Source organism: Pseudomonas sp. TMW22090, from assembly GCF_022496665.1.
Classification (GTDB): Bacteria; Pseudomonadota; Gammaproteobacteria; order Pseudomonadales; family Pseudomonadaceae; genus Aquipseudomonas; species Aquipseudomonas gregormendelii.
The window spans coordinates 97,543-123,750 of the sequence record NZ_SCFH01000001.1 but is presented as its reverse complement, the minus strand read 5'-3'; the positions used below and the strand labels follow the sequence as shown (position 1 = coordinate 123,750).

25 protein-coding genes are annotated in these 26,208 nt (G+C 59.4%); 15 read left to right on the top strand and 10 right to left on the bottom strand.

The window, feature by feature from the left end; translation table 11 throughout:
- Positions 1-16 precede the first annotated feature (16 nt).
- The 4 genes from EQV97_RS00600 to EQV97_RS00585 all read left to right on the top strand — a co-directional run bounded on the left by EQV97_RS00600 (position 17) and on the right by EQV97_RS00585 (position 3,020).
- On the top strand, positions 17-1,318 hold the full coding sequence (locus EQV97_RS00600) for an MFS transporter (RefSeq protein ID WP_225568648.1): 1,302 nt from the start codon (positions 17-19) through the stop codon (positions 1,316-1,318).
- Positions 1,319-1,624: 306 nt separating this feature from the next.
- Positions 1,625-2,095 (top strand): hypothetical protein, encoded by a 471-nt coding sequence (locus EQV97_RS00595; RefSeq protein WP_240888105.1) that lies wholly within the window; start codon positions 1,625-1,627, stop codon positions 2,093-2,095.
- A 71-nt stretch (positions 2,096-2,166) separates the two neighbouring features.
- A complete protein-coding gene (locus EQV97_RS00590; protein ID WP_240888104.1) occupies positions 2,167-2,583 on the top strand; it encodes a VOC family protein in 417 nt (138 codons plus the stop codon).
- Positions 2,584-2,693: 110 nt separating this feature from the next.
- A complete protein-coding gene (locus tag EQV97_RS00585) occupies positions 2,694-3,020 on the top strand; it encodes a hypothetical protein (RefSeq protein WP_201148256.1) in 327 nt (108 codons plus the stop codon).
- Positions 3,021-3,221: 201 nt separating this feature from the next.
- On the opposite strand, the gene EQV97_RS00580 is transcribed toward EQV97_RS00585, so the two are convergent.
- The 5 genes from EQV97_RS00580 to EQV97_RS00560 all read right to left on the bottom strand — a co-directional run bounded on the left by EQV97_RS00580 (position 3,222) and on the right by EQV97_RS00560 (position 7,963).
- Entirely contained in the window at positions 3,222-4,307 is a 1,086-nt protein-coding gene (locus EQV97_RS00580) for an FAD-binding oxidoreductase (protein WP_346769703.1), read from the bottom strand.
- Positions 4,308-4,576: 269 nt separating this feature from the next.
- Entirely contained in the window at positions 4,577-5,194 is a 618-nt protein-coding gene (locus tag EQV97_RS00575; protein WP_240888103.1) for a hypothetical protein, read from the bottom strand.
- 224 nt (positions 5,195-5,418) lie between these two features.
- Positions 5,419-6,663 (bottom strand): serine hydrolase, encoded by a 1,245-nt coding sequence (locus EQV97_RS00570; RefSeq protein WP_240888102.1) that lies wholly within the window; start codon positions 6,661-6,663, stop codon positions 5,419-5,421.
- 156 nt (positions 6,664-6,819) lie between these two features.
- The gene (mug, locus tag EQV97_RS00565; RefSeq protein ID WP_240888101.1) at positions 6,820-7,365 is read right to left on the bottom strand and encodes a G/U mismatch-specific DNA glycosylase; all 546 of its coding nucleotides are present in this window, start codon (positions 7,363-7,365) and stop codon (positions 6,820-6,822) included.
- A complete protein-coding gene (locus EQV97_RS00560; RefSeq protein WP_201148275.1) occupies positions 7,340-7,963 on the bottom strand; it encodes a TetR/AcrR family transcriptional regulator in 624 nt (207 codons plus the stop codon). Before EQV97_RS00560 ends, mug begins: the two co-directional genes overlap by 26 nt.
- Before the next feature lie 259 nt (positions 7,964-8,222).
- Here EQV97_RS00560 and EQV97_RS00555 point away from each other — a divergent pair, with 259 nt between their 5' ends.
- The 5 genes from EQV97_RS00555 (at position 8,223) to EQV97_RS00535 (ending at position 14,388) form a co-directional block, all read left to right on the top strand.
- Entirely contained in the window at positions 8,223-9,359 is a 1,137-nt protein-coding gene (locus tag EQV97_RS00555) for an HlyD family secretion protein (RefSeq protein ID WP_201148276.1), read from the top strand.
- Entirely contained in the window at positions 9,359-10,834 is a 1,476-nt protein-coding gene (locus tag EQV97_RS00550) for a DHA2 family efflux MFS transporter permease subunit (RefSeq protein ID WP_240888100.1), read from the top strand. The genes EQV97_RS00555 and EQV97_RS00550 overlap by 1 nt, the downstream gene beginning before the upstream one ends.
- Positions 10,835-10,853: 19 nt before the next feature.
- Positions 10,854-12,341 (top strand): efflux transporter outer membrane subunit, encoded by a 1,488-nt coding sequence (locus EQV97_RS00545; protein ID WP_240888099.1) that lies wholly within the window; start codon positions 10,854-10,856, stop codon positions 12,339-12,341.
- Positions 12,342-12,356: 15 nt separating this feature from the next.
- Entirely contained in the window at positions 12,357-13,307 is a 951-nt protein-coding gene (locus EQV97_RS00540) for an aldo/keto reductase (RefSeq protein ID WP_240888098.1), read from the top strand.
- Positions 13,308-13,380: 73 nt separating this feature from the next.
- On the top strand, positions 13,381-14,388 hold the full coding sequence (locus tag EQV97_RS00535; protein WP_240888097.1) for a LysR family transcriptional regulator: 1,008 nt from the start codon (positions 13,381-13,383) through the stop codon (positions 14,386-14,388).
- Here EQV97_RS00535 and EQV97_RS00530 read toward each other — a convergent pair.
- The 3 genes from EQV97_RS00530 to EQV97_RS00520 all read right to left on the bottom strand — a co-directional run bounded on the left by EQV97_RS00530 (position 14,358) and on the right by EQV97_RS00520 (position 15,650).
- Entirely contained in the window at positions 14,358-14,618 is a 261-nt protein-coding gene (locus tag EQV97_RS00530; RefSeq protein ID WP_240888096.1) for a DUF2790 domain-containing protein, read from the bottom strand. The two genes, EQV97_RS00535 and EQV97_RS00530, sit on opposite strands and share 31 nt — an antisense overlap.
- 266 nt (positions 14,619-14,884) lie before the next feature.
- Positions 14,885-15,196, bottom strand: a complete 312-nt coding sequence (locus tag EQV97_RS00525; protein ID WP_240888095.1) for a cupin — start codon at positions 15,194-15,196, stop codon at positions 14,885-14,887.
- A 127-nt stretch (positions 15,197-15,323) separates the two neighbouring features.
- Positions 15,324-15,650: a DUF2834 domain-containing protein gene (locus EQV97_RS00520; protein WP_240888094.1), complete on the bottom strand. Its 327-nt coding sequence runs from the start codon at positions 15,648-15,650 to the stop codon at positions 15,324-15,326.
- A 108-nt stretch (positions 15,651-15,758) separates the two neighbouring features.
- On the opposite strand from EQV97_RS00520, the gene EQV97_RS00515 reads away from it, so the two are divergent.
- Positions 15,759-16,592: a helix-turn-helix domain-containing protein gene (locus tag EQV97_RS00515; protein ID WP_240888093.1), complete on the top strand. Its 834-nt coding sequence runs from the start codon at positions 15,759-15,761 to the stop codon at positions 16,590-16,592.
- Between the two features lie 20 nt (positions 16,593-16,612).
- Here EQV97_RS00515 and EQV97_RS00510 read toward each other — a convergent pair whose 3' ends face one another.
- A complete protein-coding gene (locus EQV97_RS00510; protein WP_240888092.1) occupies positions 16,613-18,472 on the bottom strand; it encodes an ABC transporter ATP-binding protein in 1,860 nt (619 codons plus the stop codon).
- Positions 18,473-18,577: 105 nt separating this feature from the next.
- Complete coding sequence (locus tag EQV97_RS00505; RefSeq protein ID WP_240888657.1) at positions 18,578-19,696, bottom strand: MFS transporter; 1,119 nt, start codon at positions 19,694-19,696, stop codon at positions 18,578-18,580.
- A 334-nt stretch (positions 19,697-20,030) separates the two neighbouring features.
- On the opposite strand from EQV97_RS00505, the gene EQV97_RS00500 reads away from it, so the two are divergent.
- From EQV97_RS00500 to EQV97_RS00480, 5 genes are all read left to right on the top strand, one after another.
- On the top strand, positions 20,031-20,924 hold the full coding sequence (locus EQV97_RS00500; RefSeq protein ID WP_240888091.1) for a LysR family transcriptional regulator: 894 nt from the start codon (positions 20,031-20,033) through the stop codon (positions 20,922-20,924).
- A 199-nt stretch (positions 20,925-21,123) separates the two neighbouring features.
- Positions 21,124-22,065, top strand: coding sequence for a DMT family transporter (locus EQV97_RS00495; RefSeq protein WP_240888090.1), 942 nt, complete (start codon positions 21,124-21,126; stop codon positions 22,063-22,065).
- A gap of 180 nt (positions 22,066-22,245) precedes the next feature.
- Positions 22,246-22,779: a sigma-70 family RNA polymerase sigma factor gene (locus tag EQV97_RS00490; protein ID WP_240888089.1), complete on the top strand. Its 534-nt coding sequence runs from the start codon at positions 22,246-22,248 to the stop codon at positions 22,777-22,779.
- Positions 22,772-23,731, top strand: a complete 960-nt coding sequence (locus EQV97_RS00485) for a FecR family protein (protein WP_240888088.1) — start codon at positions 22,772-22,774, stop codon at positions 23,729-23,731. Before EQV97_RS00490 ends, EQV97_RS00485 begins: the two co-directional genes overlap by 8 nt.
- Before the next feature lie 104 nt (positions 23,732-23,835).
- On the top strand, positions 23,836-26,196 hold the full coding sequence (locus tag EQV97_RS00480; protein WP_122838554.1) for a TonB-dependent receptor: 2,361 nt from the start codon (positions 23,836-23,838) through the stop codon (positions 26,194-26,196).
- Positions 26,197-26,208: the final 12 nt, after the last annotated feature.

Sequence of the window (26,208 nt, the reverse complement as noted above, 5' to 3'; positions counted from 1 at the left end):
GAGCAAAACGGTAGCCATGATGAAAACGACAACGGCAACAACCCGAGCCAAGGGGTCCAAATTGGGCGCCATCTTGCGGGTCACCAGCGGCAATTTTCTCGAGCAGTTCGACTTCTTTCTGTTCGGGTTCTACGCGACCTACATCTCCCAGACCTTCTTTCCAGCCACCAGCGAGTTTGCCTCGCTGATGATGACCTTCGCGGTTTTCGGCTCCGGATTCCTGATGCGTCCGCTGGGCGCCATTGTGCTGGGGGCGTACATCGACAAGGTGGGCCGTCGCAAGGGGCTGATCGTGACGCTGTCGATCATGGCAGCCGGTACGGTATTGATCGCCCTGGTACCGGGCTATGCCACCATCGGCGTGGCGGCACCAATTCTGGTGTTGTTGGGCAGGCTGCTCCAGGGCTTCTCCGCCGGCGCGGAAATGGGCGGTGTATCCGTGTATCTGGCGGAAATTTCTACCCCCGGTCACACCGGTTTCTACACCAGTTGGCAATCGGCCAGCCAGCAGGTGGCGATCGTCGTCGCGGCCGCGTTGGGCTACACGATCAATGCCACGATGCAAGCCGCTGAAATCGCCGATTGGGGCTGGCGTATCCCGTTCTTCATTGGCTGCGTAATCATCCCGTTCATTTTCATTATTCGCCGTTCACTGGAAGAAACCGCTGCGTTCACTGCTCGCAGCCATCGTCCAACAACTCGCGAAGTGTTTCGCTCGATGCGTGACAACTGGCGCACCGTCCTGGCGGGCGGCTTGCTGGCGTCGATGACCACCACCACGTTCTACCTGATTACGGTCTACACCCCGACGTTTGGCAGGACAGTACTGAACCTGAGCACCACCGACAGCCTGGTTGTGACACTGCTGGTCGGCATCAGCAACTTTATCTGGCTGCCTATTGGCGGCGCTCTCTCCGACCGCATTGGCCGTCGGCCACTGTTGCTGGCAATATCGTTACTGTGCATTTTCACCGCCTATCCCGCCATGCACTGGCTGGCAGAGGCGGCGAGTTTCGAACGACTGCTCGCTGTCCTGCTGTACTTCTCATTCTTCTTTGGCATTTACAATGGCGCCATGGTCGCGGCACTGACCGAAGTCATGCCACAGAACGTGCGGGTAGTCGGGTTCTCACTGGCCTTCAGCTTGGCCACTGCGGTGTTTGGCGGTTTTACTCCGGCAATTTCGACACTGCTCGTCCAGGCCACCGGCGACAAGGCATCACCCGCCTACTGGCTGATGTTCGCGGCGGTGTGCGGGTTCACGGCGACGACGATCCTGTATCGTCGGCAAAAAACGTTGGCAGTCAGCACCGTTTAGTTCCCTAATCGCTGATCGCTTAGAGCTCTTCGATCTACGGTGGAAACCGAACTAGAGTCGCATGAGGTCGATTACAGCCTTTCGTCAGGGCAGTAATCGGCCAGTAGCGAACGGTCACGGTGAGAAGCGCAACCTGTTTCACAATCACATATTGGTCTGCGCCAACGGAATATTTGTATGGCACACCTGTGATCAAAAAGTCATCGGGAGAAAGGATCATGGCCCTACTGCCTACCGGTTCAAATGTCGCCACTGCGCCACGCTGGGCGCTTATCAAGACAACATTGACGCCCAAAGTTGAAGCCTATGAATAAAACCGAATGGCAGGCCCTTAAGCTCAGGCTTAAAAAGTACTTCGCAATTATCTTCATGCTCTGCTTTGTGGGGGCACTTACCTATGGCTACGTGCACAAACCGGAGCTTGCTCCGCAAATAGTCCTGAAACAAAACTTCATACCTGGGGAGTGGCTTTATATCGTCGAAGGCGCCAGGGACCGCTCAGACCCCAAGTCGCTAAGGTTCTATATGGATCACCGTGAATCGACTGACGAAACGATGAGGGTACTCCTGGGCAAGACGCCGCCCTTCCTTGTCTCGGACACCGACTTGAAAGACGTGGTCATCCAACCCGTCGCCAACGGCCTGCACATCAAACTCAAAGGCGCGGTCAGCACTTACCGGAGCAATCTCTACCTGAAGGACGGCGACACTTACACCACCTACCGTGTAAGCCTCGAACAGGTCGAAACCCGACCGCCCTTGTCGAGCGGTCGGTAAGCTTATTTCAGCAAGGCGATCTCGCCCTGTCGGGATGGACTAAAATCGGTGATTCGACAGGAGTGATCGTCATGCGCAGTTTTTCAATTCAACGTATAGACCATGTTGTACTTAGGGTGCAGGACATTGAGCGCAGCCTCGCGTTTTACACATCAGTCCTGGGATGTGAGGTCAACAAGCGCCGTGACGACCTTGGCATGATTCATCTGAGTGCAGGCGCATCCATGATTGACCTGGTTGATGTGAACGGGCTGATTGGTCGTCAGGGTGGTCAGCCGGCGGGCGGGCAAGGACACAACGTCGATCACGTCTGCCTTCGAGTTGAGCCGTTTGATGAACAGGCCATTCTCCGCCACCTGGCTGAACGCGGGGTATCCGCGGAGAAGGCGCAGATGCGCTATGGCGCAGACGGAACAGGGTTGTCCATTTACCTCAATGACCCTGATGAAAATCAAATCGAGTTGAAAGGCCCGGCTGTGCAATCTTGATGACATTCGCCAGGCCGATGAACGTGTGAACGGCGCGCTTCATCGAAACAGGAAGAACATCGGTGACCGCGTCGCCCCTGCATATCGGGCACATTCTCAGGAGATGATTGATGAGCGCTGATGACGTGCCCGTTGGGCAAGTGATACGAGGCTACGTAACCTTTCTGGGGAGTGAGGGACCGTGGATCGGAGCAAGGTTCATGAGCTTCAGCTATAGCGTCAATGGCAAGCGGTATCACAGGTCTCTCAACGAAACCATTGACGCGTGGTCAACCGAAACCCTCAAAAAAGCCTCGTACGGGTTGAAGGTCGGCGACCCGGTTTCGGTCTGGTGCTCTCTCAGCGACCCGCATGTGTGTTGCATCGGAGAACAACCCGCCGAAAAACCAGCATTGTTGCGCTTGCTTGAGTCTTTGGCACCGTTCGGTTTTTTATGAAATCGATCCGCACAGTTCAGGCCGAAGTCCTGTTTTGTGATTGTTTCTGAGGCATTTGCTGTAGGGTTGCACGGATCATCCGATGCCTGAATCTCGGCGGACAATGGCCGATGCAGCCAATAACCGCCATCCACGAACGGACGCTAGTATCCCTCTGCGGCAGATTGGAATCGGCCCATAGCGGCCTTGCAAGCGGCCTCACTATACTTGAAGGAATCGATCGGGCCGGCATGGGCTAAGCGCGCTGGATACCTTGTCGTCGATGATTTCCTCGCTGGCAAGACGTCCCACTATCGCCGCCAAAGTGACTCCAGGATGCATGACACACACATAGACGCCGCCCACTTTGGGTAGATAACCGATGATGGGTAAGCCATCCGCAGGCATGGGTCTAAGTCCGACACAAGCCAATTGCACATCGATGGAACCCGTCCCATGGAGTTGGTTCCGGATTGTCTTGGCAGTTCGAAGCGCGATCGCTGCGGGCTGATTCTCGATGGCGTCGTCCAGATAATCTTCTGCCGCCAGCAACGCCCCCTCCGCACTTTGTCGCACTTCCATCTCAGCGCTGGATATGAGGGTGTGCACGAGTCCGGGTTGAGACTTGTAACGTATGAAAATGGCAGGCGAGGCCTCTATTGGAAGAGACACCTCAAGCCTATCAGTCAAGGTCGTGATGCCTGTTCCGGCCGCAAGTACGACCACATCAGCATCGATGATACCCATTGTCGTTTCAACGCCCGTCACCGTGGCGCCCCGGGTTACAAAGCCCAGAACACGCGTCTGAGTGAGAATCTTCACCCCATTTGCCTGGGCACCTGCGATCAACGCATGGGTCGCTGCCACTGCGTCCAGCGCCCCTTCATCAGCTGCATACACAGCAGATTGAGGAGGATTCCTGAGATTTGGTTCAAGGCCGAGAATCTGCGATCGATCTACCAGATTTGCCGAAACCTGATGACCTGAATCTGGCAGCGCTTCACTCGCCGTCGCGTTGAAAGACAAAGCACCTGTCCATCGTATGTTCAGGTCAGGTAACCGGGATTCGAGTCGGCGATAGGCCTCGATTGCAGCTGCGCGCAGTTTTGCAATGGGGTCGGGTTTTCCGTGCTGGGTGTTGATCCATGCGAATGAAGTTCCAGTCACTCCCGACGCGATATCTTCAGCCTCAACCACGGTGATATTTGCGCCTTTATCAGCCAAATGATACGCCAGCGAAGCACCCACGATGCCTGCACCAATGACAACGACTCGTTTGTCCTGAGCATTTCCCATATCAACCTCCATTCTGTCGACCTGCCCATGGTACGACGGCTGGAGCATTTCACCACCTGAAAACCTGATCGTTCAGAACCCGGTTTCAGTGTCTGCACCTGGCCAGCTGCAGCCCGTCGCGACGGGCAGAAAACGGCTGTGGATTGGACCAGTCCGCAACATCTCGCCCTTTGGGTCTCGCATAAACAGCCTTTGAGGTGTTTGAAAAACGGCCGGAAAGCTGAGATGAACTCCGAAACTTCCAACCAGTCCACGATAACCGAGCGCATGTCTGCTAATGGTCAATAACTATGCGGTAGCCACTGCGTTCCTGCCGGGTTTTCAAACTGTTGAAGATAGGCATTAGTGCTATCCGTTTCACGCGAACCTTCCAACGGTGCAGATGCCGCTCTGTTTTCTTCAAGCAAGAACATGCTGATATCAGCTATCCACTGAGACACCCGCCTATCACCAGCCTCAAATAAAATAGCCATGGACACTACCAACAGCCAAACCAGCGCAAATCCGTCGTTGATGAACACCAGCACTCCGAAGGTGCGACCAAGCATGCACGCGGTCAGCATCGCGGACTCGCCATAGCCCACCACTGGGTTGTCCAGCAGGCTGGGCTTTTCCTTGAGCGCCGGCTCCGGCAGCGTACTGATGGCGTAGGCATCGAACCCCTGATCCTGGGCGTTGATGCCCGCCGCCATGAACTGCAGGCCATGCAAGTACTGCAGCGCTGAATACTTGATGTCATCGCCGGGATAGTTGTTGCGGTACGTGCCAGGGAGCATCCCGTGCATATGGATTTGCGTGCCTGGGCGGGCAACCTTGCGAAAATGTGCGCGCAACGCTTCGTCGTAAGCACCGAGGTCGCTTAGAACAGTGAGACTTTGATGCCAGATACGGATGCTCATAGGTGTCCTCATTCAAGAGCCAGGTCCTGGGTGTGCCAACCTTGCGGCCAACTCACTGAAACACCCTGGCGAATAGTTGATGAGGAATTATTAGCGGACCGCCACAAGACTGAGTAGGCGCTGAGGTTGAACGGGCCTTTCAAAAAAACTGCAAGATCGAAAAAGGCCCGTCTACGAACACACCCATCGTCAGGATGCTCATCGAATACCTGGACACGCGCAATTTACTTTAACGCGGCTACCACGGCATCGAAGAATACCATCGGGTCGATCGGCTCTTTATCAACCGGCTTGGGCTGGGCACCGAAGGTGACAATTACCACGTTATTGGCGGGGTTGATGTAGATGTTCTGGCCTTGGATACCTACCGCGGAATAGGCGCCGTCTTTCACCGACGGCTCGGTCCATGCCGTCCACCACATGTAGCCATAGTCCAGGGATTTGCCGCCTTTGAGGGTAGTCGGCAGCGTCGCCTCCTTGACCCAACCCTCGGGTAAAATCGACGCTCCATCGATCTTGCCGCCGTTCATGAAAAACAGCCCGAAGCGTCCATAATCGCGCAGCGTGGCGCTGATACCGCTGCCACCGATTTCCACGCCGTCGGGTGAATCGAGCCACCAACTGGCATCACTCTCCATACCGAACGGCTGCCAGATCTTCTTCGACAGATAATCGGCCAGCGGCATCTTCACAGCGCCACGAACGATTTCTCCGAGTACCTGCGTTTCGCCAGTGCTGTAATTGTTGGTCGTGCCGGGCTCAGCGGCTCGCGGCAAACTTGCCATCAACGCCATGGCCGAACCCGGTTTTTGCGATATTTGCGCTTTGAGTAGCGCGCGACGGTCAGACGCAGGATCGGTGTAGGTCTCGTTCCACTTCACCCCCGACGACATCATCAGCACGTTGCGCACGGTCACGCCTTCGTAGGCGCTGCCCTTTAGTTCCGGAACGTAATCCACCACCTGCGCATCGAGGTCCTTGATAAGGCCGTCTTTGATCGCTGCAGCCGCCAGCGTGGAGGTAATGGATTTAGCCATCGACATCGACATCCAGCGGGTTTTCTCGGTGTTGCCACGCTGATAGGTCTCGAACACGACCTTGCCGTCCTTGAGCACCAGCATCGCCGTAATGCTGTCCAGTGCCACGAAGTCATACAGGTCGTACTTTTTGTCCCCTACCGTGAAGCGAACGTTGGGCAACTGTTTGTCCGATTTCACCAGCGCATACGGGTGATCGCCGGCCTTGATCCTGTGGGTCGGGAACAGCCGGTCGATGTTGCGGTAGGTACTGACCGCAAGATCGGGGAGCATGGCGCCGTCATAGATCTGCTCGACGGTGCCAATCGGCTCCTGGGAGTGGGGATAGTCGTCAGCCCATGCGCCCGAGGTGATACCCGCAGCGAGCAGACCCAGCGAGAGAAGGAGCGACCGACCAGGCGCAGCCGGACGAAAAATAACGGATGAGTGCATAACCTCTCCTTTTTTGTTTTTGCCGTTCACGAACATTGGGACACGTGCGCGCTTGAACCATAGCCTACTCGTTGGGAATGCGCCGCATGGGCAGCGCTGATGGAATGGCGGATATGTTTCACGTTTATTTCTTTGCGCTCAATCGGCCACCCGCGCTTAAACCACAGATGCCTGGTATAGCGCTCGATACGCCGCCGCCAGTTGCTCCAGATTGAAAGCCAGATTACGTCCACTCGGGTTCGGCAGAATCCACACGGCCGCGCCAGCAAACGTCTCTGCCTGAAGCCCCCATTGCAGCTGTTTTCGCCCGGACAATCCGGCGTATGCAGCTTTACCAAGAAACGCCACGTAGCGAGGCGCGCAGCGGGCGATCTTCTGCTTGAACCCGACAGCTACACCGCTGAATTCATCAGCCGACAACTGATCCGCCCGCGCCGTCGGCCGTTCGACGACGGCGGTCAATCCGCAGCCGTATTGCAGAAGCGAGTGGTCGTCTACCGCGCACACTACATGCGGGGTGAACCCGGCCAGATGCAATGTGCGCCAAAAGCGATTGCCCCGCCCTGCGAAGTGATGCCCCTGGGCGGCGGCCAACAGTCCGGGATTGATCCCGCAAAAAATCACTGACAGTCCTTCGGCCAGAATGTCCTCAAGCCCCTCTCCCACCTGACACCTCTCAGCCGCAGATAACGCGAACGGCATTACGAGCCTGCGCGCTCAGTTCCTCGCGAGATTTGCCGGCGCGGGCGCGGATCGAAATGCTGTGCAGCAACGATGACGCCAGTACCGCCAAGGATTCGGCATCGACATCGCCTGGCAATTCGCCGGTGGCGACGGCCTTGCGCAACCGCGCTTCCAGATCAGCATCCAGTTGACTGAGTCGCAGTGACAGCACTTCGCGGATCTGCAGGTCCTCGACCGCTTCAGTGGTCGCCGTGCCAATCGCAAAACAGCCACGAGGCTGGCCGTCACCCGAGAAGTAAATCGCCAGTTGCCCCTCATAGAAAGCTATCAGCGCTTGCTCCAGCGTCAGGTCGCTGTTGTTCAGCGCGGCCTGCATTGTGGCATGGGCAGTTTCCCAATACTGGTCGAGCGCCTTTATATACAGCGCGTGTTTATCGCCGAACGCGGCATAGAGGCTCGGCCGGTTCATTCCGGCGGCGCTGGCGATGCTGTCCAGCGAAGCCGCCGAATAGCCGGTATTCCAGAACACACCCAGCGCCTGGTTCAGCGCGGTCTGCGGATCGTAGGCGCGGGGACGGCCGCGGCCTTTTCCTTCCGTCGGTTTATTTTGTGCCATGTCGTACAAATTCCTTGCAGGAAGAATCGGTCACCCATATTCTTACACCATCGCACAAAATTAAGGAATCACAAATTCCTTGATTCGCAGTTTGTTGTAGCGGAGCTCGAACCGGGTCTGGCGACGACGAAAACAGCGGCAATGGAGCCACCCTCCCCCCGCCGCGCAGGGGCTTGATTACTCACGGCAATGATGACGTCGGGCCGCTGGCGATTGCGCACAGGTCGGCCCGATTTCCCGGTTACAGGTGGATTCGATTATGACTACGCAATTCGATCTCTCGGCAACAAACGCCCAACAACATCCAGGCCTTGACCTGGCTGACACCTCACCCAAAAAGCCGTTCAAGCAGAGACTTCGACCGCTGCTCATGGCCGGCGTCCCGGCGCTGTTTGCAGCGCTGGGCTGCAACTATTACCTGGCCAACGAGCCCTTCGTTTCCACTGATAACGCCTACGCCCGGGTCGCAAAAGCCTCGATCAATGCGCGGATTTCCGGGCAAGTGGTCGAGATCGCGGTGGAAGATAACCAATCGGTGCATAAGGGCCAGGTGCTGTTTCTCATCGATCCGGCGCCGTTACAGATCGCCGTCGACCGCGCCGAAGCCCAACTGGGCAACGCCCGGCTGCGCATCGACAGCCTCAAGGCCAGCTATCGCCAGCAACAGGCCGAACTTCAATCGGCCAGGGCGTCGGAGGATTACGACCAGAAAGAGTTCGTCCGCAAGAAAGCCCTGGTAGCCGCCGACTTCGTCTCACGAGCGGTATACGAACGGGCAGAAACCGACCTTAAAGTCACGCGCCAACGCATCGCATCGATTGAACAACAAATCGCCAGCACCGTGGTTGCGCTGAACGGCAACGCGAACATCGCTGTCGACAGCCACCCGACCGTGCGCGAGGCCAAGGCGCAGCTCGATGAAGCGCGACTGTACCTGTCCTACGCCACCGTGACCGCGCCGGACGACGGAATCGTTGCCAAGGTCGACGATCTACAAGTCGGCAACTACCTCAACAGCGGCGCGCCGGCGTTCGCATTGATTTCCGACCGTGAGATCTGGGTCGAAGCCAACTTCCGCGAGACGCAAGTCACGCACATGCGTCCCGGGCAGGCCGCGACCATTTCGATCGATACCTATCCGGATCGTCAGTTCAAGGCCCACGTCATCAGTATGAGCCCGGGCGCAGGTTCCGACTTTGCTCTGCTGCCACCGGAGAATGCTACTGGTAACTGGGTGAAAGTCGTGCAACGGGTGCCGGTACGGTTGGAGTTGGATGAGCTCGATCCGAGCCTGCCGCTGTTTTCCGGTACCAGCGCCACGGTCCGGGTCGACACCGGGCACCGCACGCCATGGTGGCATCCCCTCAAGTCGTTGCTGAGCGCAGGTGACTCCTGATGAATACCACCACTTCGGCGGCAGCAGACGCCCGCGCCCTGCGCTTCGTCGCCCTGCTTGCCACCTACCTCCAGTCGGCCAACCTGCCGCTGCCCAACGCGGCACTGCGCCTGATTCAGGGCAGCCTGTCGATGACCGACGACCAGGCCGGGTGGATCTTCACCGCGTACCTTGCCGCCAGCGCCATCACCACGCCGGTCGCACAATGGCTGGCCGGACGCTTTGGTTTGAAGCTTGTCTATCAGACTGCGCTCGCCACGTTCGCCATGGGCCTGTGGCTCGGTACCCTGGCTGACACGCCGCTGGCGTTCATCGCCGCGCGCATCCTGCAAGGCCTCGCCGCCGGCGTGCTGGCGCCGTTGTCGATGGCTATTGCCATGGAGACGTTGCCCGCCGCACGCCGCCCGGGCTTCGGCCCGAAATGGACGGCGCTGGTATTGTTCGGGATCGTCAGCGGTCCGAGCATCGGCGGTGTGATCTGCGAGCACTTCGACTGGCGGCCGATGTTTTACCTCAGCCTGCCCCTGACCGCTTACATCTTCATGGTCGTAACGTTGTTGCTCGCCGAGAAGAAAGCCGCCCAGCGCCCTGCATTCGATTTCTTCGGCTTTGCCAGCTTCACCCTCGGCATGATCGGCCTGCAAATGCTCCTCGACCGTGGCGAACGGCTGGATTGGTTCGACTCGCCGGAGATCTGGATCGAAGCGCTGGCCAGCGCGCTCGGGCTGTACCTGTTCGTGGTGCATGTGCTGACGCGCCAGGTGCATTTCCTCAGAAAGGGTTTGTTCGCCGATCCCAACTTCCGGTGCTCGACCGTAATCTTCTTCGCCCTCGGTTTCGTGTTGCTTTCGACCATGGCGCTGACCTCACCAATGCTCGATGAAATCCTCGGTTACCCGCCAGACACCACAGGGTTCCTGACCATACCGCGCGGCATTGGACTGGTCGGCGCTTTCCTGCTGATGGGACGGGCGCCGACGCGGATCGACCCTCGGTTGTTTGTTGTCCTCGGCATCGCGCTCGTGGTGTACGCCAACTGGCTGATGCTCGGCTACTCGCCACTGATGGACTGGACGCCCGTGGCCGTCAGCGGATTCGTCCAGGGCGCCGGACTCGGCATGTTGATGCCGGCCTTGAGCAAAGTCGCCTTCAGCACCCTTGATCCGCAGCTGCGCCCGGAAGCCACCGGTTTCTTCAACCTGATGCGCGTCTACGGCAGCACGCTTGGCGTGGCGGTGGTACAGATCTACTTCTTCAACAACACCCAGGCCATGCACTCGGCGCTGGCCAGCCAGCTGACGCCCTATCGCCATTCGCTGACGACGTCCCCGCCAGCGCTCGAGGGCTTGAACCATCTGATCACCCATCAAGCGGCGTTCATCGCGGTCATGGGCCAATTCAAGATTCTGCTAGTGGCGATGCTGGTGGTCAGTCCACTGGTGCTGTTCCTGCGCAAGCCCGTTGCGGCCAATTAATATTCGTGGAGTCTGGAACATGAAATCTTCTACGCGCTTCATCTCGTGGCAATTGTTGCCGACGAAAATCACCCTGTTGGCGGCGCTGGTCATGTTGTCGGCCTGTACTGTCGGGCCGGATTTTCAACGACCCGATGCCAGTCAATCGCAACACTACGACCAGCAGGCCGAGCAGACACCGGGCGCGCCGGGGGCTCAGCACTTCGATATGGGCCAACGCCTCAAGGGTGACTGGTGGTCGGCGTTTCACTCGCCGAAGCTCGATCAAGTGGTGCGTCGCGCCATCGCTGGCAACCTCGAACTGGTTGCTGCCGACGCCACCATTCGCCAAGCCGCGTCTTCGGTGGCAGCCGCTGAAGGCGCGCTGTATCCGCAAGTGGATTTCGCCGGCCAGGCCGGACGCCAGCGCACGCACAACGGGCCGGAACCCGTGGTGGAAAATTTCTATGCTATCGGCCCACTAGTCGCGTTTGATCTGGATGCGTTTGGTGGCAACAAACGGCTAGTCGAGCAGCAGCAAGCACTGACCACTCTGCAAACCCATCGCTACGAAGCCGCGTACCTGACGCTGACCGGAGACGTCGCCAGTCAGGCATTGCTGCTCGCCTCGGCCAACGCGCAGCTCCAGGCCGTGGAAACCCTGCTGGCCAACGACACGAAGAATCTCGACCTGATCCGCCGCGCCCATCAGAGCGGCAGCACCAACCAGATCGACGTATCGCTGGCCGAAACCCGCCTCGCCCAGGATCGCACCCTGCTGCCGCCCCTCGCACAGCAGCGCGATGCCGCACGCCATGCGTTGTCGATTCTGGCCGGCGCAGGTCCGGCGGACTGGGTTGCCCCCGACTTCAGCCTCGATGACTTCAACTTGCCGCAGAGCATCCCTGTCAGTCTGCCGTCGGAGATGGCCCACAGCCGGCCGGATGTGCTGCAAGCCGAGTCGGAACTGCACATCGCCAGCGCCGCCGTGGGTGTCGCCACCGCCAACCTGTACCCGCATGTCGAGCTGTCCGCCTCGCTGGCGCAAGCGGCATCCGGCAACGGCGGCGCCGCGTTGTGGGGATTCGCCGCGGGGCTGACCGCGCCGATCTTCAATGGTGGCACGCTCAAAGCTGAACGTCAGGCGGCCGTCGAAGGCTACAACGCGGCACTCGCCCGCTATCAACAGACGCTGATTCAGTCGTTCGGTCAGGTCGCAGACACCTTGCAGGCGATCAACCACGGCGCGGAGCGGAGCCAGGTCCAGGACGACGCCTTGCGCGCCGCCGATAGCAGTCTGCGGCTCAACCAACAAGCTTACGTGCAGGGCGAAAACAGCGTGCTGCAGGTGCTCGAAGCCGAGCGCGCCTACCAGCAGGCGCTGCTCGGCCAGATCCAGGCACGAACCGCGCGCTACCTCGACAGCGTGCACCTGTTCGTCGCGCTCGGCGGCAACTCGGTTGGCGTGTTCAAGCAACAAGTCGCAGCCCACGCCGCTGCGAAATCCCTCGCTCAACAAGCGCTGTAACGACGGAGAAACGTCATGACCTACGAAGCCTTTCACGATGCACTACGCGACACCCGTTTACCGCTGAACAATGGCGCTGGCGCGATGCCGGCGGTGGGATTCGGCACGCTGTTCCGCGACCTGAGCACCACCACCGAAGCGGTCAAATGCGCCCTGGAAGCGGGCTTTCGCCACTTCGACTGCGCCGAGCGCTATCGCAATGAAGAACAGGTCGGCGTGGCCTTTCAGCAGGTGTTCGCCGCCGGTCTGATCCGACGCGAAGACGTGTTCGTCACCACTAAACTGTGGAACACCAACCACCGTCCGGAGCGAGTCAAAGCAGCACTCGAAGCGAGCTGCCGGCGCTTGCAAGTCGACTACATCGATTGCTACCTGATTCACACGCCGTTCGCTTTCCAGGCGGGTGATGACCAGGACCCTCGCGACGTGTACGGGCATGTAATTTACGACGGCGAGGTCAAGTTGATCGATACTTGGCGCGCTCTGGAGAACCTGGTGGATGAGGGTCGCTGCAAATCCATCGGCCTCTCGGACATCACCCTCGACGCTCTCAAGGAAATCGTCGCCGCCGCACGGATCAAGCCGGCCGTGGTGCAGATCGAATCGCACCCGTACTTGCCTGAATGGGGGCTGCTGGAGTTCTGCAAACAGCACGGCATACTCGTCCTCGCCTTCGCCCCGTTGGGCCATGGCATGCAGCCGAATGTGCTGGAAGACCCGGTGATCACCGGCATCGCCAAGCGCGTGCAGAAGACCCCGGCTCAGGTGCTGCTTGCCTGGGCCGTGCAGCGCGGTACCGCGTTTCTCACCACTTCGGCGACGCCAGGGCACATTCAGGAGAACTTCGACATCAGCACCCTGCCGCAGCGCGCCATGCGGGAGATCAAGGACGAGATCACCACGCGGATTCGTTTCAACTCCGTGGTGGAGACAGGGGTGCCGGGGTTTATTCCACGCAAAAATTGACACACGATAGATAGACGGCCTCCGACCGAGGCCGTCTATCTATTTTTTCCAGTGAATTTCCGGGAGCACCCCGATGGACGTCTTCCAGAGCATGCGCTTCTTCGTCTGCGTCGCCCAAAGCGGCAGCTTCACCGCCGCTGCGCAATTGCTGGACACCACCACGACCAACGTCTCGAAAACCATCACCGCCCTCGAAACCCGACTGCACACGCGCCTGATCAACAGAACCACTCGACGTCTGGCCCTCACGGAGGCCGGCATGCGCTACCTGAAGCGTTGCGAAAAGATCATTGACGACGTGCGCGACGCCGACGAGGAAGCTGGCACCGCGCAAACCCTGCCCGTCGGCCGCCTGAAAATCCACACCATGTCGGCTATCGGCAACCATTACTTGATCGACGCCATCGCCAGATACCGCGAGATCCACCCCACCGTGATGTTCGACCTGACCCTGACAAATCGCATCCCCGACCTGCTCGAGGAAGGCTACGACATGTCCATCGTCCTGGCCCGCGACCTGCCCGATTGCGGCTTCGTTGCACAACGGCTGGGTACCACCTACAGCGTGCTGTGCGCCTCGCCGGCCTACCTGGAAAAACACGGAACCCCCGACTCCCCCGCCACACTCGGCGAACACGATTGCCTGCGCATCGTCAACACAGTGATGCCTGAGGAAAACTGGACATTCGAAGGGCCCGAAGGCATGGAAACCATCAACATTCCCGTCTCGCCCTTGCACATCAACACCGCTGACGGCATGACCATCGCGATCAACAAAGGCATGGGAATTGGCATACAACCGATTGCATCGGCCGTGGACGGCTTGAGGGCGGGAACGCTGGTGCGGGTCTTGCCGAAATATCGGATGGAAGAGTTGAACCTGTTCGCGATCTACCCGTCGCGCAAGTTCGTCGATGCGAAAATCAAAACCTGGGTGGAATTTCTCAAGCAGTCGATACCAGAGCGACTGGCGTCGGATGAAAACATCATCGGACCAGGAAACTCAGCGCAGCGGCATGGAGTGTCGACCCTCCACCGCCTGCACCGGAGTCAACTGGAGCAGCCGGTCCCCATCACTTGATACTGCAAAACATGGCGCTCGCCGTAGGAGTCCTCATAAGTCATCCGAACCGGCACCGGGGCACACTCATTGGCCGGTTCGCTGATGGAGATGACGTGCTCGATGTTCAGTTTGGTTGCGTAGTTGTAGATCTCGAATGGGATGGTTTTGGACTCGGTATTGTCCGCCGCATGGGCGTGTGCACCGAAGGTGACGAAAAGTACGAGCAGGGCTGTTTTCTTGAAGGTCATGATGTTCACCGCCTCGTTGAGGAAGCCGCGGAGCGCAATTGCTGGCGGCTTGGGGGCGATGGTAGATTGCGTGGGGTGGGGGAAAAACTGGGGGGTTGGACAAAGAGTATTGCCGGATCTTGTATGAATCGAGGATTGCATGGCCAGAGGCGGTTACGTATTTCTTACGTTCCGCTTACGAATCCCTTCATGAGGCTTACGTGAGAGTATTCATGAAGGTAGTAAAAAGCTGAGAATAGCTTCTGATGACCGCAGGCGTAGGCCGTTCAAACGCTGCCCTCACGTTCGATCACCAGAATCCGCGCTTCTCCACGAGGATGCGCAACGTGCTCACATCCAACCCCTGCGAAGAACACGTCGCCCACCACCAATGTCACGACGCGCTCGATGCCTGCTTCGCGATAATGCATATCGACCGTGCCGTCGAGGACGGCGAATACCTCCTCGCCATCATTCACATGCCATATGTACGGCTGGTCGGTCCAGTGCAGGCGAACGGTGGTTCCACCCATATTAGCGATGTCGTCAGCGCCCCAGGCGCGAGTGGCGGTGAAGTCCTTGCTACGGATAACTCTCATGGATTGTGTTTCTCGAACAGATAGCAAATTTGTACCCATCTAGCAGAACCTTTGACTCTACGGGACGGACAGCGCTGAACAGATGGCTGTGGATGTGATTCATGCGTTGTTGCACCTATCGGGATAGCTATCGGGAAACTTCATCCCTGCCCTGCCCCCTCACCCCTTTGACCGCGATGTAAAGGAGTGGCCCTATGGAGGCGAATACGAGCGTGAGCAAAAGGTACGGCAGTACACGTGGCAATGAATCGCCTCTGGACCTGGCGTCGTTCACCATCCACACGCAAGCGAGCGCCGCCATCAGGTAGAGATCGATGACCACTTGCGCGGTGTCAGGCCGGGACAACAACTCGATACCAAAGGCGAAAAACGACTGCTCGGCCGTGAGTAGCGTCCAGCCGGTATAACACGAAAAAATCAACAAGACAGGCAGTGCGATGTAGTCGGCTCTCATGTTCTTCTCCCTGGTAGGTGGCGTCTACACAGTAGTGATAATGTTGCGCGTCTCACAATGACCTGACAGGTCATGGACACTCTTCACATGGACAGTCAGAGTTGAATCATGGGCCACCACAACTTCCATCCCGCGCACTCCGCACCCTGCACCACCGCTGGCGAGCATCTGCGACGATTTCGTCAGCAAGCAGGGCTCAGCCAGCTGGACCTTTCCCTTCTGGTCGGTGTATCCCAGCGTCACCTGAGTTGCGTCGAGACAGGTCGCGCCAAGGCTAGCCCCGCCACATTGCACGCTCTATTAACTGCCCTGGACGTGCCCCTTGAGCACTGCAACGCGGTCTTCATTAAGGCTGGCTATGCGCCCCGCTACGCGGCTTCTGCGCTCGACGCTCCGGCGCTGGAAGCGGTGCATGCTGCTATCGATCACATCCTGCAAGCCAATAACCCTGCGCCCGCCATTGTCATCAGCAGTAACTGGGACATTACCGCAGCCAATGCCAGCGCGGGGTTGCTGTTCGAGATGGCCGGTGTATGCGCCGATGGCGAGTCACGTCTGAACCTGCTCGACACCCTGTTGCGTCCCGGTGGCTTGGGAGACTGTCTGGTGAACGCACAGGAAATCCGGGCAATTGCGTGGCAACGCGCCACCAGGGAAGCCATCAGCAATCCCGACCTGGCGCGCCTTATCGAAAACCTGGCAGGGCCTACAGACATCCCGCTGGATGCACCATCGTCACCCTTGATACTGACCCGAGTGCGCACCAACAACGGGGAGCTGCGGTTCTTATCCACCTTTACAACGTTCGGCATGCCGCTCGATATCACCGTGGCGTCATTGCGCATCGAGCACCTCATCCCCGCCGACGCTGATACCTGGCAGAGGATGAAAGACGCTTACGAACTGTGGTCAGCGGCCAATGTGGAGCCGGCGCATGCATAGACGCGCCGGACGCTTCACGCTCACTCCTGCTCCATAAACTCGGCCACTCCTCGATCCTCCCCCAGAAAACCGCCGCTCTGGTGATGCCACAACCGCGCATAGATGCCGTTCTTCGCGAGCAGTTCGCTGTGAGTGCCCTGCTCGATGATACGGCCGTCATCCATGACAATAAGTCGATCCATGGCCGCGATCGTGGACAGCCGATGGGCGATTGCGATCACGGTCTTGCCTTGCATCATGTCATCGAGGCTTTCCTGAATTGCCACTTCGACTTCCGAGTCCAGTGCACTGGTGGCCTCGTCAAGCAGCAGGATCGGGGCGTTCTTGAGCATCACCCGTGCGATCGCGACGCGCTGGCGCTGGCCGCCCGAAAGCTTGATGCCGCGCTCGCCTACCAAGGTGTCGTAGCCGGTGTGGCCTTGTCGGTCGCTCAGTTGGCTGATGAACTCATGGGCCTGCGCACTGGCCGCAGCACTGCGGATTTGCGCGTCGCTCGCGTCAGGTCGGCCGTAAGCGATATTGTCGCGGATGGAGCGGTGCAACAGGGAAGTATCCTGGGTGACCATGCCGATGGCGCTACGCAAGCTGTCTTGGGTGACGTGTGCGATGTTTTGCCCGTCGATGCGAATCTCTCCTTTGTCGACGTCGTAAAAGCGCAGCAACAGGTTGATAAGCGTCGACTTCCCTGCCCCCGAGCGGCCAACCAGACCGATTTTTTCGCCCGCGCGGATGTTCAGGCTCAGGCCATCGAGCACCTGGCGTTCGCCGTTGTAGTTGAAGCTGACGTTGTCGAAAGTGACCGCCCCGCCGGAAGTCACCAGCACACCCGCGTCCGGCGCATCCTGCACCTTGGGGCCGCGGGTCAGTGTGGACATGCCGTCCTGCACGGTGCCGATGCTCTCGAACAGCGAGGTCATTTGCCACATGATCCAGTGCGACATGCCATTGATGCGCAACGCCATGGCGGTGATGGCCGCCACGGCACCTGCGCCAACCTCGCCTTGGTGCCATAGCCACAGGGCATAGCCGCAGGCCGCCATGATCAAGGCCACCACCAATGCCTGGTTGACGATCTCGAACTGGCTGACGAGGCGCATCTGGCGAAAGCCGGTCAGCTTGAAATCCTCCATGGCTGCGCGCGCGAAGTGCGCTTCACGATTGGAGTGGGAGAACAGCTTGACCGTCGTGATGTTGGTATAGGCGTCAGAGATACGCCCGGTCATTGAGGAGCGCGCGTGCGCCTGTTCCTGCCCGACTTTCCCCAGACGGGGTACGAAGTAAAGCATGGCCAGCCCGAACAACAGGATCCAGGCAATGAAAGGCAGCATCAGTTTCAGTGCGAAGCCGCCGGCCAGCGCAATGAGCGCGATGAAGTACACGCCGATGCCAGGGATGATCTCAATAAGCGTGAATAGCACGTCGCGCACAGCCAGCGCAGTCTGCATCACCTTGGTGGTGACCCGGCCGGAAAACTCATCGGAAAAGAACGACAGGCTTTGCCGCAGCATCAGGCGGTGGAAGTCCCAGCGCAGCCGCAATGGCAGGTTAATCGCCAATATCTGGTGCTGCACCATGGTGCGCAACGCCACCAGTGCGACACTGGTCACCATTACGAAGCCCATGCCCCACAGCACGCGACTTTCCTGGGCTGCGGCATCACCGCCGGCTTTCCAGGTCGAGAGCAGGTCCACGACCTGACCCAGAAAAGAAAATAGCCAGGCTTCGTAGATCGACACGCCGGCACTCAGCAGCACAAACGCAAGAATATAACCGCGCGCGCCCCGTGTGCAGGCCCACAGGAACCGCGCCAGGCCATCGGGTGGCGGGGGTACCTCGTCGGGAGGAAAAGGGTCAAGCCTTCGTTCAAATGCACGAAGCATGGTGGTCTCCAAAAAGATCAGGTTCGGGAGATTCTGCCATTGAACGGTTGCCTTGAGGGTTTCAAGCGGCGGACATTAGCCTGCCTTGATCAAATCCGCCTCCCATCAAAGCTGATTTCGCGACGTGAAAAAGGCCGCCACTGCCGCCAGCACCAGCAAGATGGCGCTGGCGAGAAATGTCAGGCGATAGCCGCTTGCGTCGAACAGCAGTCCGCCGAGGGTGGAGCCCAGCGCGATGGATAGCTGAATGACGGCCACCATCAGGCCGCCACCGGCTTCCGCGTCCCTGGGCAACGCCTTCGCCAGCCATGACCACCACCCCACCGGTGCCGCCGTTGCGATCAGGCCCCACAGACCCAGCAATACAAACGCTGCCACGACTCCGTCGCCGAGGACAATCAAGGACAGTGCAATGGCGGCCATCAACAGTGGAATGCAGACCAGTACGCGATACATTCCGGCTTTCAGGAATGTGCCGATCACAAGGGTCCCGACAAAACCCGCCACTCCGATAACCAGCAGGATCATCGACAACAGGGAGATATCTACACCCGTGACAGTTTCCAGGAACGGGCGCAGATAGGTGAACAACACAAATTGCCCCATGAAGAACAGGCCCACACTCAACATGCCGAAACTGACCAATGGCCTTTTGAACAATCGAAAGACATTGCCAGCACCCGCTTTGCGCGGCGCCGCCGGCATGGCTGGCAGGCTGATCCATTGCCAGATCAACGCGATGATCGCGACCGGAATCAGGCACAGAAAAGCGCCCCGCCAACCGATGACACTGCCCAGATAGCTTCCCAGCGGTGCGGCGACTACGGTTGCCAACGCATTGCCACCGTTGAAGATCGCCAGCGCCTTGGGCACGCTATGAGAAGGTACCAGGCGCATGGCCATTGCCGCCGACATCGACCAGAACCCGCCGATCACCACGCCGATCAGCGCACGCCCCATCATGTACACCGTATAGTTCGGCGCCAGGCCTACCACCAGCCCCGACACACACATCATCCCGGTCAGTAGCAGCAATAGCGTCTTGCGGTCCAGCGAGCCTGCCAGCCTGGAAATCGAAAGGCTGGTCAGCACCGCGAAAGCGCCGGATATGGCGATCCCGTAACCGGCCAGCCCTTCACTGATTTGCAGGTCCGATGCAATCGGCGTCAGCAAGCTGACAGGCATGAATTCCGAGGCAATCAGCGCGAATACGCACAGTGTCATCGCGAAAATGCCACTCCAGCAGGCCGGCTGTTCGCCAGTCCCAGGCCGGCCTGAAACATCACCTGCCGGGGTGTCGAATACTTGAGCCGTCATGCAAAAACCTCTTATCCAAAGTTTGTGGGGTGCAGCCCTGCCCGGTTAGCCAACCACTGTCAGCCGCCGGGTAAAAAAGGCGTTGAGCCGGGTCCAGGGAATCAAGTCCACGCGGTCATACCGATGCACCTGACCCGCACCGGCAACCCAAGCCAGCGCCCGTAGGTGACATAGCTTGACTGATAGGGGATATCTTGATTAGTAGGCATAATCATCATGCGGTTTTGAGAAAAATTCAGTAATGGCCAATACCAAAGTCAACGATCTGCAGGCTTTCCTGGCGGTAGCGCGAGATCAGAGTTTTACCAAAGCCGCCGCCAAACTGGGCGTCACGCCTTCTGCGCTAAGCCATACGATCCGCGCACTCGAACAAAGACTGGGGATCCGACTGCTGGCCCGCACGACACGCAATGTGTCGCCCACGGAGGCGGGAGAACGGTTGATGCGCTCGATTGCCCCGCTCTTTGACCAGATCACTGCGGAGCTTGAAGCGCTGGGCGAGCTTCGGGACAAGCCCAGTGGCACGATTCGTATTTCCTGTACTGACGATCAGATTGAATTGTGCGTGCGGCCGATGCTTGCAGAATTCCTGGCCAGCTACCCGGATATCACGCTGGAGTTCTACGTCGACTATGGCTTCACCAACGTCGTCGAGGAGCGATTTGATGCCGGCATCCGCATGGGCGAATCGATCAGCAAAGATATGATCGCCGTTCGCATAGGCCCGGATTGGCGGTTGGCCGTGGTGGGTTCTCCAGAATACTTCGCCCGCAACCCGGCTCCCACAACCCCCCATGAGTTGACCGGGCATGAATGCGTGAACATCCGCCACCGACCATCCGGGGCGATCTACGCCTGGGAATTCGAAAACGATGGCAAGGCTTTTACGGTCAAAGTCGACGGCCAACTGGTGTTCAACAGCATCATGCATGTACTCAATGCCGCCGCCGATGGCATAGGCTTGGCCTACGTACCCGAAGAACTGGCTGCACCGTACCTGGCCGACGGCCGACTCCAGGAAGTCCTGGCCAACTGGTGCCCTGAGTTCCAGGGCTACCATTTGTACTATCCCAACAGACGCCAGACGTCTGCGGCGTTTTCTGCATTGGTGGAGGCGCTGAGGTATAGAAGCTGACTTAGCGAGGTCATACGACCTCTACAGCTTCGCCGAAGCACTAGAAGAATGCCACCAAGCCCAATCCCAAAGCCTTCATCGCTCAAAAACGCTCTTGCCCGGCCTGGCTGAATACGGTACAAATCGAAGCGGTTGTACGACAACATAATAAAAACCCACGAGCCATCCCGAGTTGGCCTGTCACCCTTCGAGATTTGCCATGCCCCGCCCTGCCCTTGCCCAAACCCTACCGGCGCCTTTCCCCCGCCACCTCGCCGTGATCATTCTGTTGTGCATGGGCTGTGCGTTCGCCGGCAACCATGTGGCGGCACGGGTCGCTTTCGATGACGGCGCGGGTGTATTGCTGGCGATTTTGCTGCGTTCTGGCGGGACCTTGCTGGTACTCGCCATCCTGGTGCTGTGGCAAAAACAGAGTCTGCGTCTGCCGGCAGGTGCCTGGCGCTGGCAATTGTTGTTGGGCCTCCTGATTACCGCGCAGAGCCTGTGTCTGTACTCGGCTGTCGCGCGGGTGCCGGTGGCGCTGGCACTGCTGGTGGCCAACGTGTTCCCCATCCTGCTGGCGTTGCTTACCTGGGCAATGGGCGGCCCGAGACCGACCGCGCGCACCGCTATGTTGATGGGTTTGATTCTGGTGGGGCTGGTGTTTGTGCTCGACGTCCCCGGGCGCCTTTCGACTACCACTGACGTCAGCCCGGAATGGCTCCTGGGCGTCGCACTCGCGTTCTGCGCCGCCAGCGTATTCGCCTGCGCGCTGTGGATCACCGACCACAAATTGGCGCAGGTACGTGGTTCGGTGCGCAGTCTGTTGACCATTTTTATCGTCTTCAGCAGCGTCAATCTGGCGGGCCTGACTGGCGCCCTGCCAGGCGGACTGAACCTGCCCGCCACCTCGACCGGATGGCTGGCCCTCGCCACCCTGGTGGTGCTGTATGGCACCGGCTTTATCGTGCTGTTCATTTCAGTGCCGCGACTGAACATGCCACGCAATGCGCCGGTCATGAACATCGAACCGTTGGCGACGTTGCTGATGGGCTGGATTGTGCTGGATCAAATGCTCAGCGCAGGGCAGGTGCTGGGAGGGGTGATTGTGGTCACCGGCATCGTTTTGCTGACTTATCGACAATCAGCCTCTCGGAGATGACATCAAATGCCGGTAGCGCTTCTATCCGGTAAAACCCAATTCTGGCCAATATGAAGACAGGCGAGATACATTTTCGAGGGTTGTGCGAGCCAATCAACATATCGTATTGATAATCCTTATCACTCAGCTCTAAACTGCGCGTCCTGCCAGGAATGCTTCACCCAATTCGAGCCACCCACCATGTCCGATTCATCCGCGCACCTGCACATGTTCCTGTCCATTCGCCGGGAGCTGGTCGGTTATGCGGCAAAGATCACTGGCGATCGGATTCAGGCCGAGGACATTGTCCAGGAAGCCTGGATTCGTTTCAGTCCGGCGAAAGCCCAGACGCGTCCGGCCGTCGAACAACCCGTGGCCTACCTCTACCGAATCGTGCGCAACCTGGCCCTGGACCTCAAACGCTCGCGCAGTCGCGAGCACGATCACGCGGCGTCGCCACCGCTCTGGCTGTTGCCTACCACGGCCAACGACCCCGCCGAAATCTGTCAGCACAGCATGACACTGGAGCGTTTGTCGGACGCCTTGCAAGCGCTGCCCGACAATAGCCGAAAGGCACTGGAACTGCATCGCTTCGGCGGTTTCACCCTCGCCGAGATTGCCGGCCAGCTGGGGGTTTCCCTGACCACTGCCCACCGACTGCTGCGCGAAGCCCTGCTGGCCCTGGCTCGGGTGATGGACCATCAGGACGACGGCAAGGGTGCGAACCTTGAGTAAGGATCAAGACGTATTGGAGCAGGCTGCCGACTGGCAGATTCGCCTGCAGGAAGAGCCGCAGTCGCGCGCGGCCTTCGAACAATGGCTGGCGGAAAGCGCTGCGCATCGCGCGGCCTGGCAAACGATGGAAAAACTCTGGGGCGCACTCGGCGAGTTGCCGGCCGTACCTTCGGCCCAGGACTCGCGGCGGTCAGTACACAAGCCGCAGTCTGTGCCGCAACCCTCCCGTCGCTCACGTCGTCTCTGGCCACAGCTGGCAGCCGCTGCGTGCGTGGCGACGATCGCCGTCATGATGGCCCCTGAGGCAACGCTGGCCCTGCGCGCCGACTACCAGACGGGAGTCGCGCAAGTTCGCACCGTACAGCTGGCCGACGGCTCAACGGTCGTGCTCAGCCCACAAAGTGCGTTGAAGGTGCTCGATGACGATGGGCGCCAGGTGGAGTTGCTCAAGGGTCAGGCGTACTTTCAGGTGGCGCCCGACCCGCAGCACCCCTTCATCGCCCGCGCTGGACAACTGTCGGTACGGGTGCTGGGCACCGCGTTCGATCTGGACCTGCGTCAGGACACTGCCGAGGTAGCGCTGGAGCACGGGCAGGTCCAGGCCGAAAATATCCAGGCCGCCCTCAGCGAACGCCTGCTGCCGGGCCAACGCCTGAAGTTCAGCTGGCCGTCAGGCAAGGTGGAACGCTCCAGCCTTGCGCCGACACAAGTGGCAGCATGGCGCGGCGGCTCGCTGTTCATCGAGAACCAGCGCGTGGCGGACATCGTCGATCACCTTCAGCGCTATACCTCGGGGTGGATTGTCATTACCGACCCAACCCTCAAGGCTCGCCGCATCACCGGCGTCTACGACCTGAACGATCCGCCCCGCGCCTTGAAAGCCCTGGCGCAATCTCTGGGGGTGGACAGCCGGCAAATGACCCCTTGGGTGCACACGCTCGGAAATTTTTAACTTTTTTTCACCAACCGTGGAAAAAATCCGCAAGCACCACGTCTTTCATGGTCAGTTTGAGAATTTTTCTCAAATGTAAATCAGACGTATGAAGGATCGTATCGATGTCGCGTCTCCCTGCTCTCCCGCCCCTGGCCCTGCTGAGCATGCTTGCGATGAGCTGCTGGGCGTCCGATCCTGCGCAAAATGAGCGCATCGCCCACTACGCCATCGTCGCGCAACCGCTGGCCTCGGCGCTGGCGCAGTTCGCCCGGCAGAATCATCTGCAGCTGAGCTTCGACGCCGCGCTTGCCCAGGGCAAGATGGCGCCGGCGGTGAACGGCGAGCTGAATGAGCGCCAGGCCCTGGCGCAGTTGTTGAGCCAGTCAGGGGTGGGCTGGACGGTGACCGACGACCGCACCTTGTTGCTGTTCCCGCAACCGGACAGCGGCGCCCTGAATCTTGCGCCCTCGACCATCACCGCCAACGCCTTTGTCGAGCGCGCGGACGGACCGGTAGACGGCTATCGCGCCACCCGCAGCGCCACCGGCACCAAGACCGACACGGCACTGCGTGACATCCCACAGTCGATTCAGGTGGTGTCGCGCCAGGTGCTTGACGATCAGCAGATCAACAACCTGGGTGATGCCCTGACCAACGTCAGTAGCGTGCAACGCGGTAACACCCACGGCGGCTCCTCTGAAAGCTTCGTGATCCGTGGTTTCAAGGCGACCACCTATGCCGTCGATGGCATGCTGATCAACCCGCTGGTCTCGCGCCCCGAAGCGCTGCGAGACCTGGCCAACGTCGAGCGCATCGAAGTGCTCAAAGGTCCTGCGTCGGTGCTGTACGGCCGTGGCAACCCTGGCGGCCTGATCAATCTGGTGACGCGCCAGCCCAGCTTTACCCCCGAGGCCGAGGTCAAGGCGCAGGCCGGCACCTATGATTTCTACCGTCTGGAGGCCAACGCCAGCGGCCCGCTGGATGAAGCCGGGACCCTCGCGGGCCGCATGACCGTGGCGACCCAGACCGACCGTGGCTTTCGCGATACGTTCCGCGACAGCAAACGCACCTATGTCGCGCCCACGTTGCGCTGGGAACCCACCGACTCGACACGGGTCGACGCCGGTGCCGAGTACATCGACCAGACCAGCCCCTTCGACCGTGGGCTGATTCCGCAAAACGGCAAGATCAGCATGAACGCCGACCGTTACCTGCACGAGCCCTGGTCGCGGGACAAGGCGCAAAAGGCGTCGGTGTGGTTCCGCGCCGAGCACGACGTCAACGATTGGCTGACCCTGCGCCAGATGACCCGCTGGGACCAGTCGCACAAGGATCGATACGTGGTCGACCTGCGCACCCTTGGCGCCGACGGCAGAACGTTGTCGCGCCGCGCCACCGACGGTGATGAGCGAATCAAAACCCTGGACATGCAATTTGAAGCCATCGCGCGATTCGCCACCGGGGGCCTTAAGCACACCGTACTGGCCGGTTTCGAATACATCGACGGCAAGCGTAACGTTGCCAGCGATCGTGCATCGCTGGCCTCCATCGATATTTTCAATCCGGTCTATGGTGCGCTGCCGGGCGCCTTCGCCTTCAATGAAGAGACTGACTACAAGGTCGAGTCGTACAGCTTGTACCTGCAAGACCAGATCGACCTGAGCGAACAGTGGAAGCTGATCGTCGGCGCCCGTTACGACGACACTCGTCAGCGTAACAGCGCCATCGACGCGTCCTACGACGTCACCCGGACCAATATCGACCCGTCCAAGGTTTCGCCGCGCCTGGGCCTGGTCTATCAGCCCACGGACTGGCTGGCGCTGTACGCCAGCTACAGCACCTCGTTCACGCCCCAGAGCAATATCCAGCGCAATGGCAGCGTGCTGGACCCGGAAGAAGGCACACAATACGAGGTGGGTGCCAAAGTCGATGTGATCCCGGATCGCCTCAGCGCCACCCTCTCGGTATTCGAAATCACCCGTGAGAACGTTGCTGCTCCCGACCCGTCCGACGACAACTACTCGTTACAGACGGGTGAGCAGAAGGTCCGCGGCATCGAACTGGACGTCACCGGCACGCCACTGGAAGGCTGGGAAATCATCGGCAACATCAGCGCACTCGACGCCAAGGTGACCAAGGACACTGCCATCGATGTCGGCAATCGGCTCGATGGCGTACCGATCATGAGCGGTTCGATCTGGTCCAGTTATCAGTTGCAGGAAGGCCCAATGCGAGGCCTGGGCTTCGGTGCCGGGGTGATCGCGGTCGGCGAGCGTCAGGGCGACATCGATAACAGTTACGACGTGAGCGGCTATGCGCGGATCGACGCCAGCGTGTTCTACGACATCAACGAAAACGTGCGCATCTCGCTTAACGGGCGCAACCTCACCGACCGCAAATACATTGAAGTCGTGGCGGGCACCGACGGTAACTACGCCGGTGCGCCCGCGTCGGCCATCGCGGCTGTGAGCGTGAAATTTTGAGCCATTCAGGGG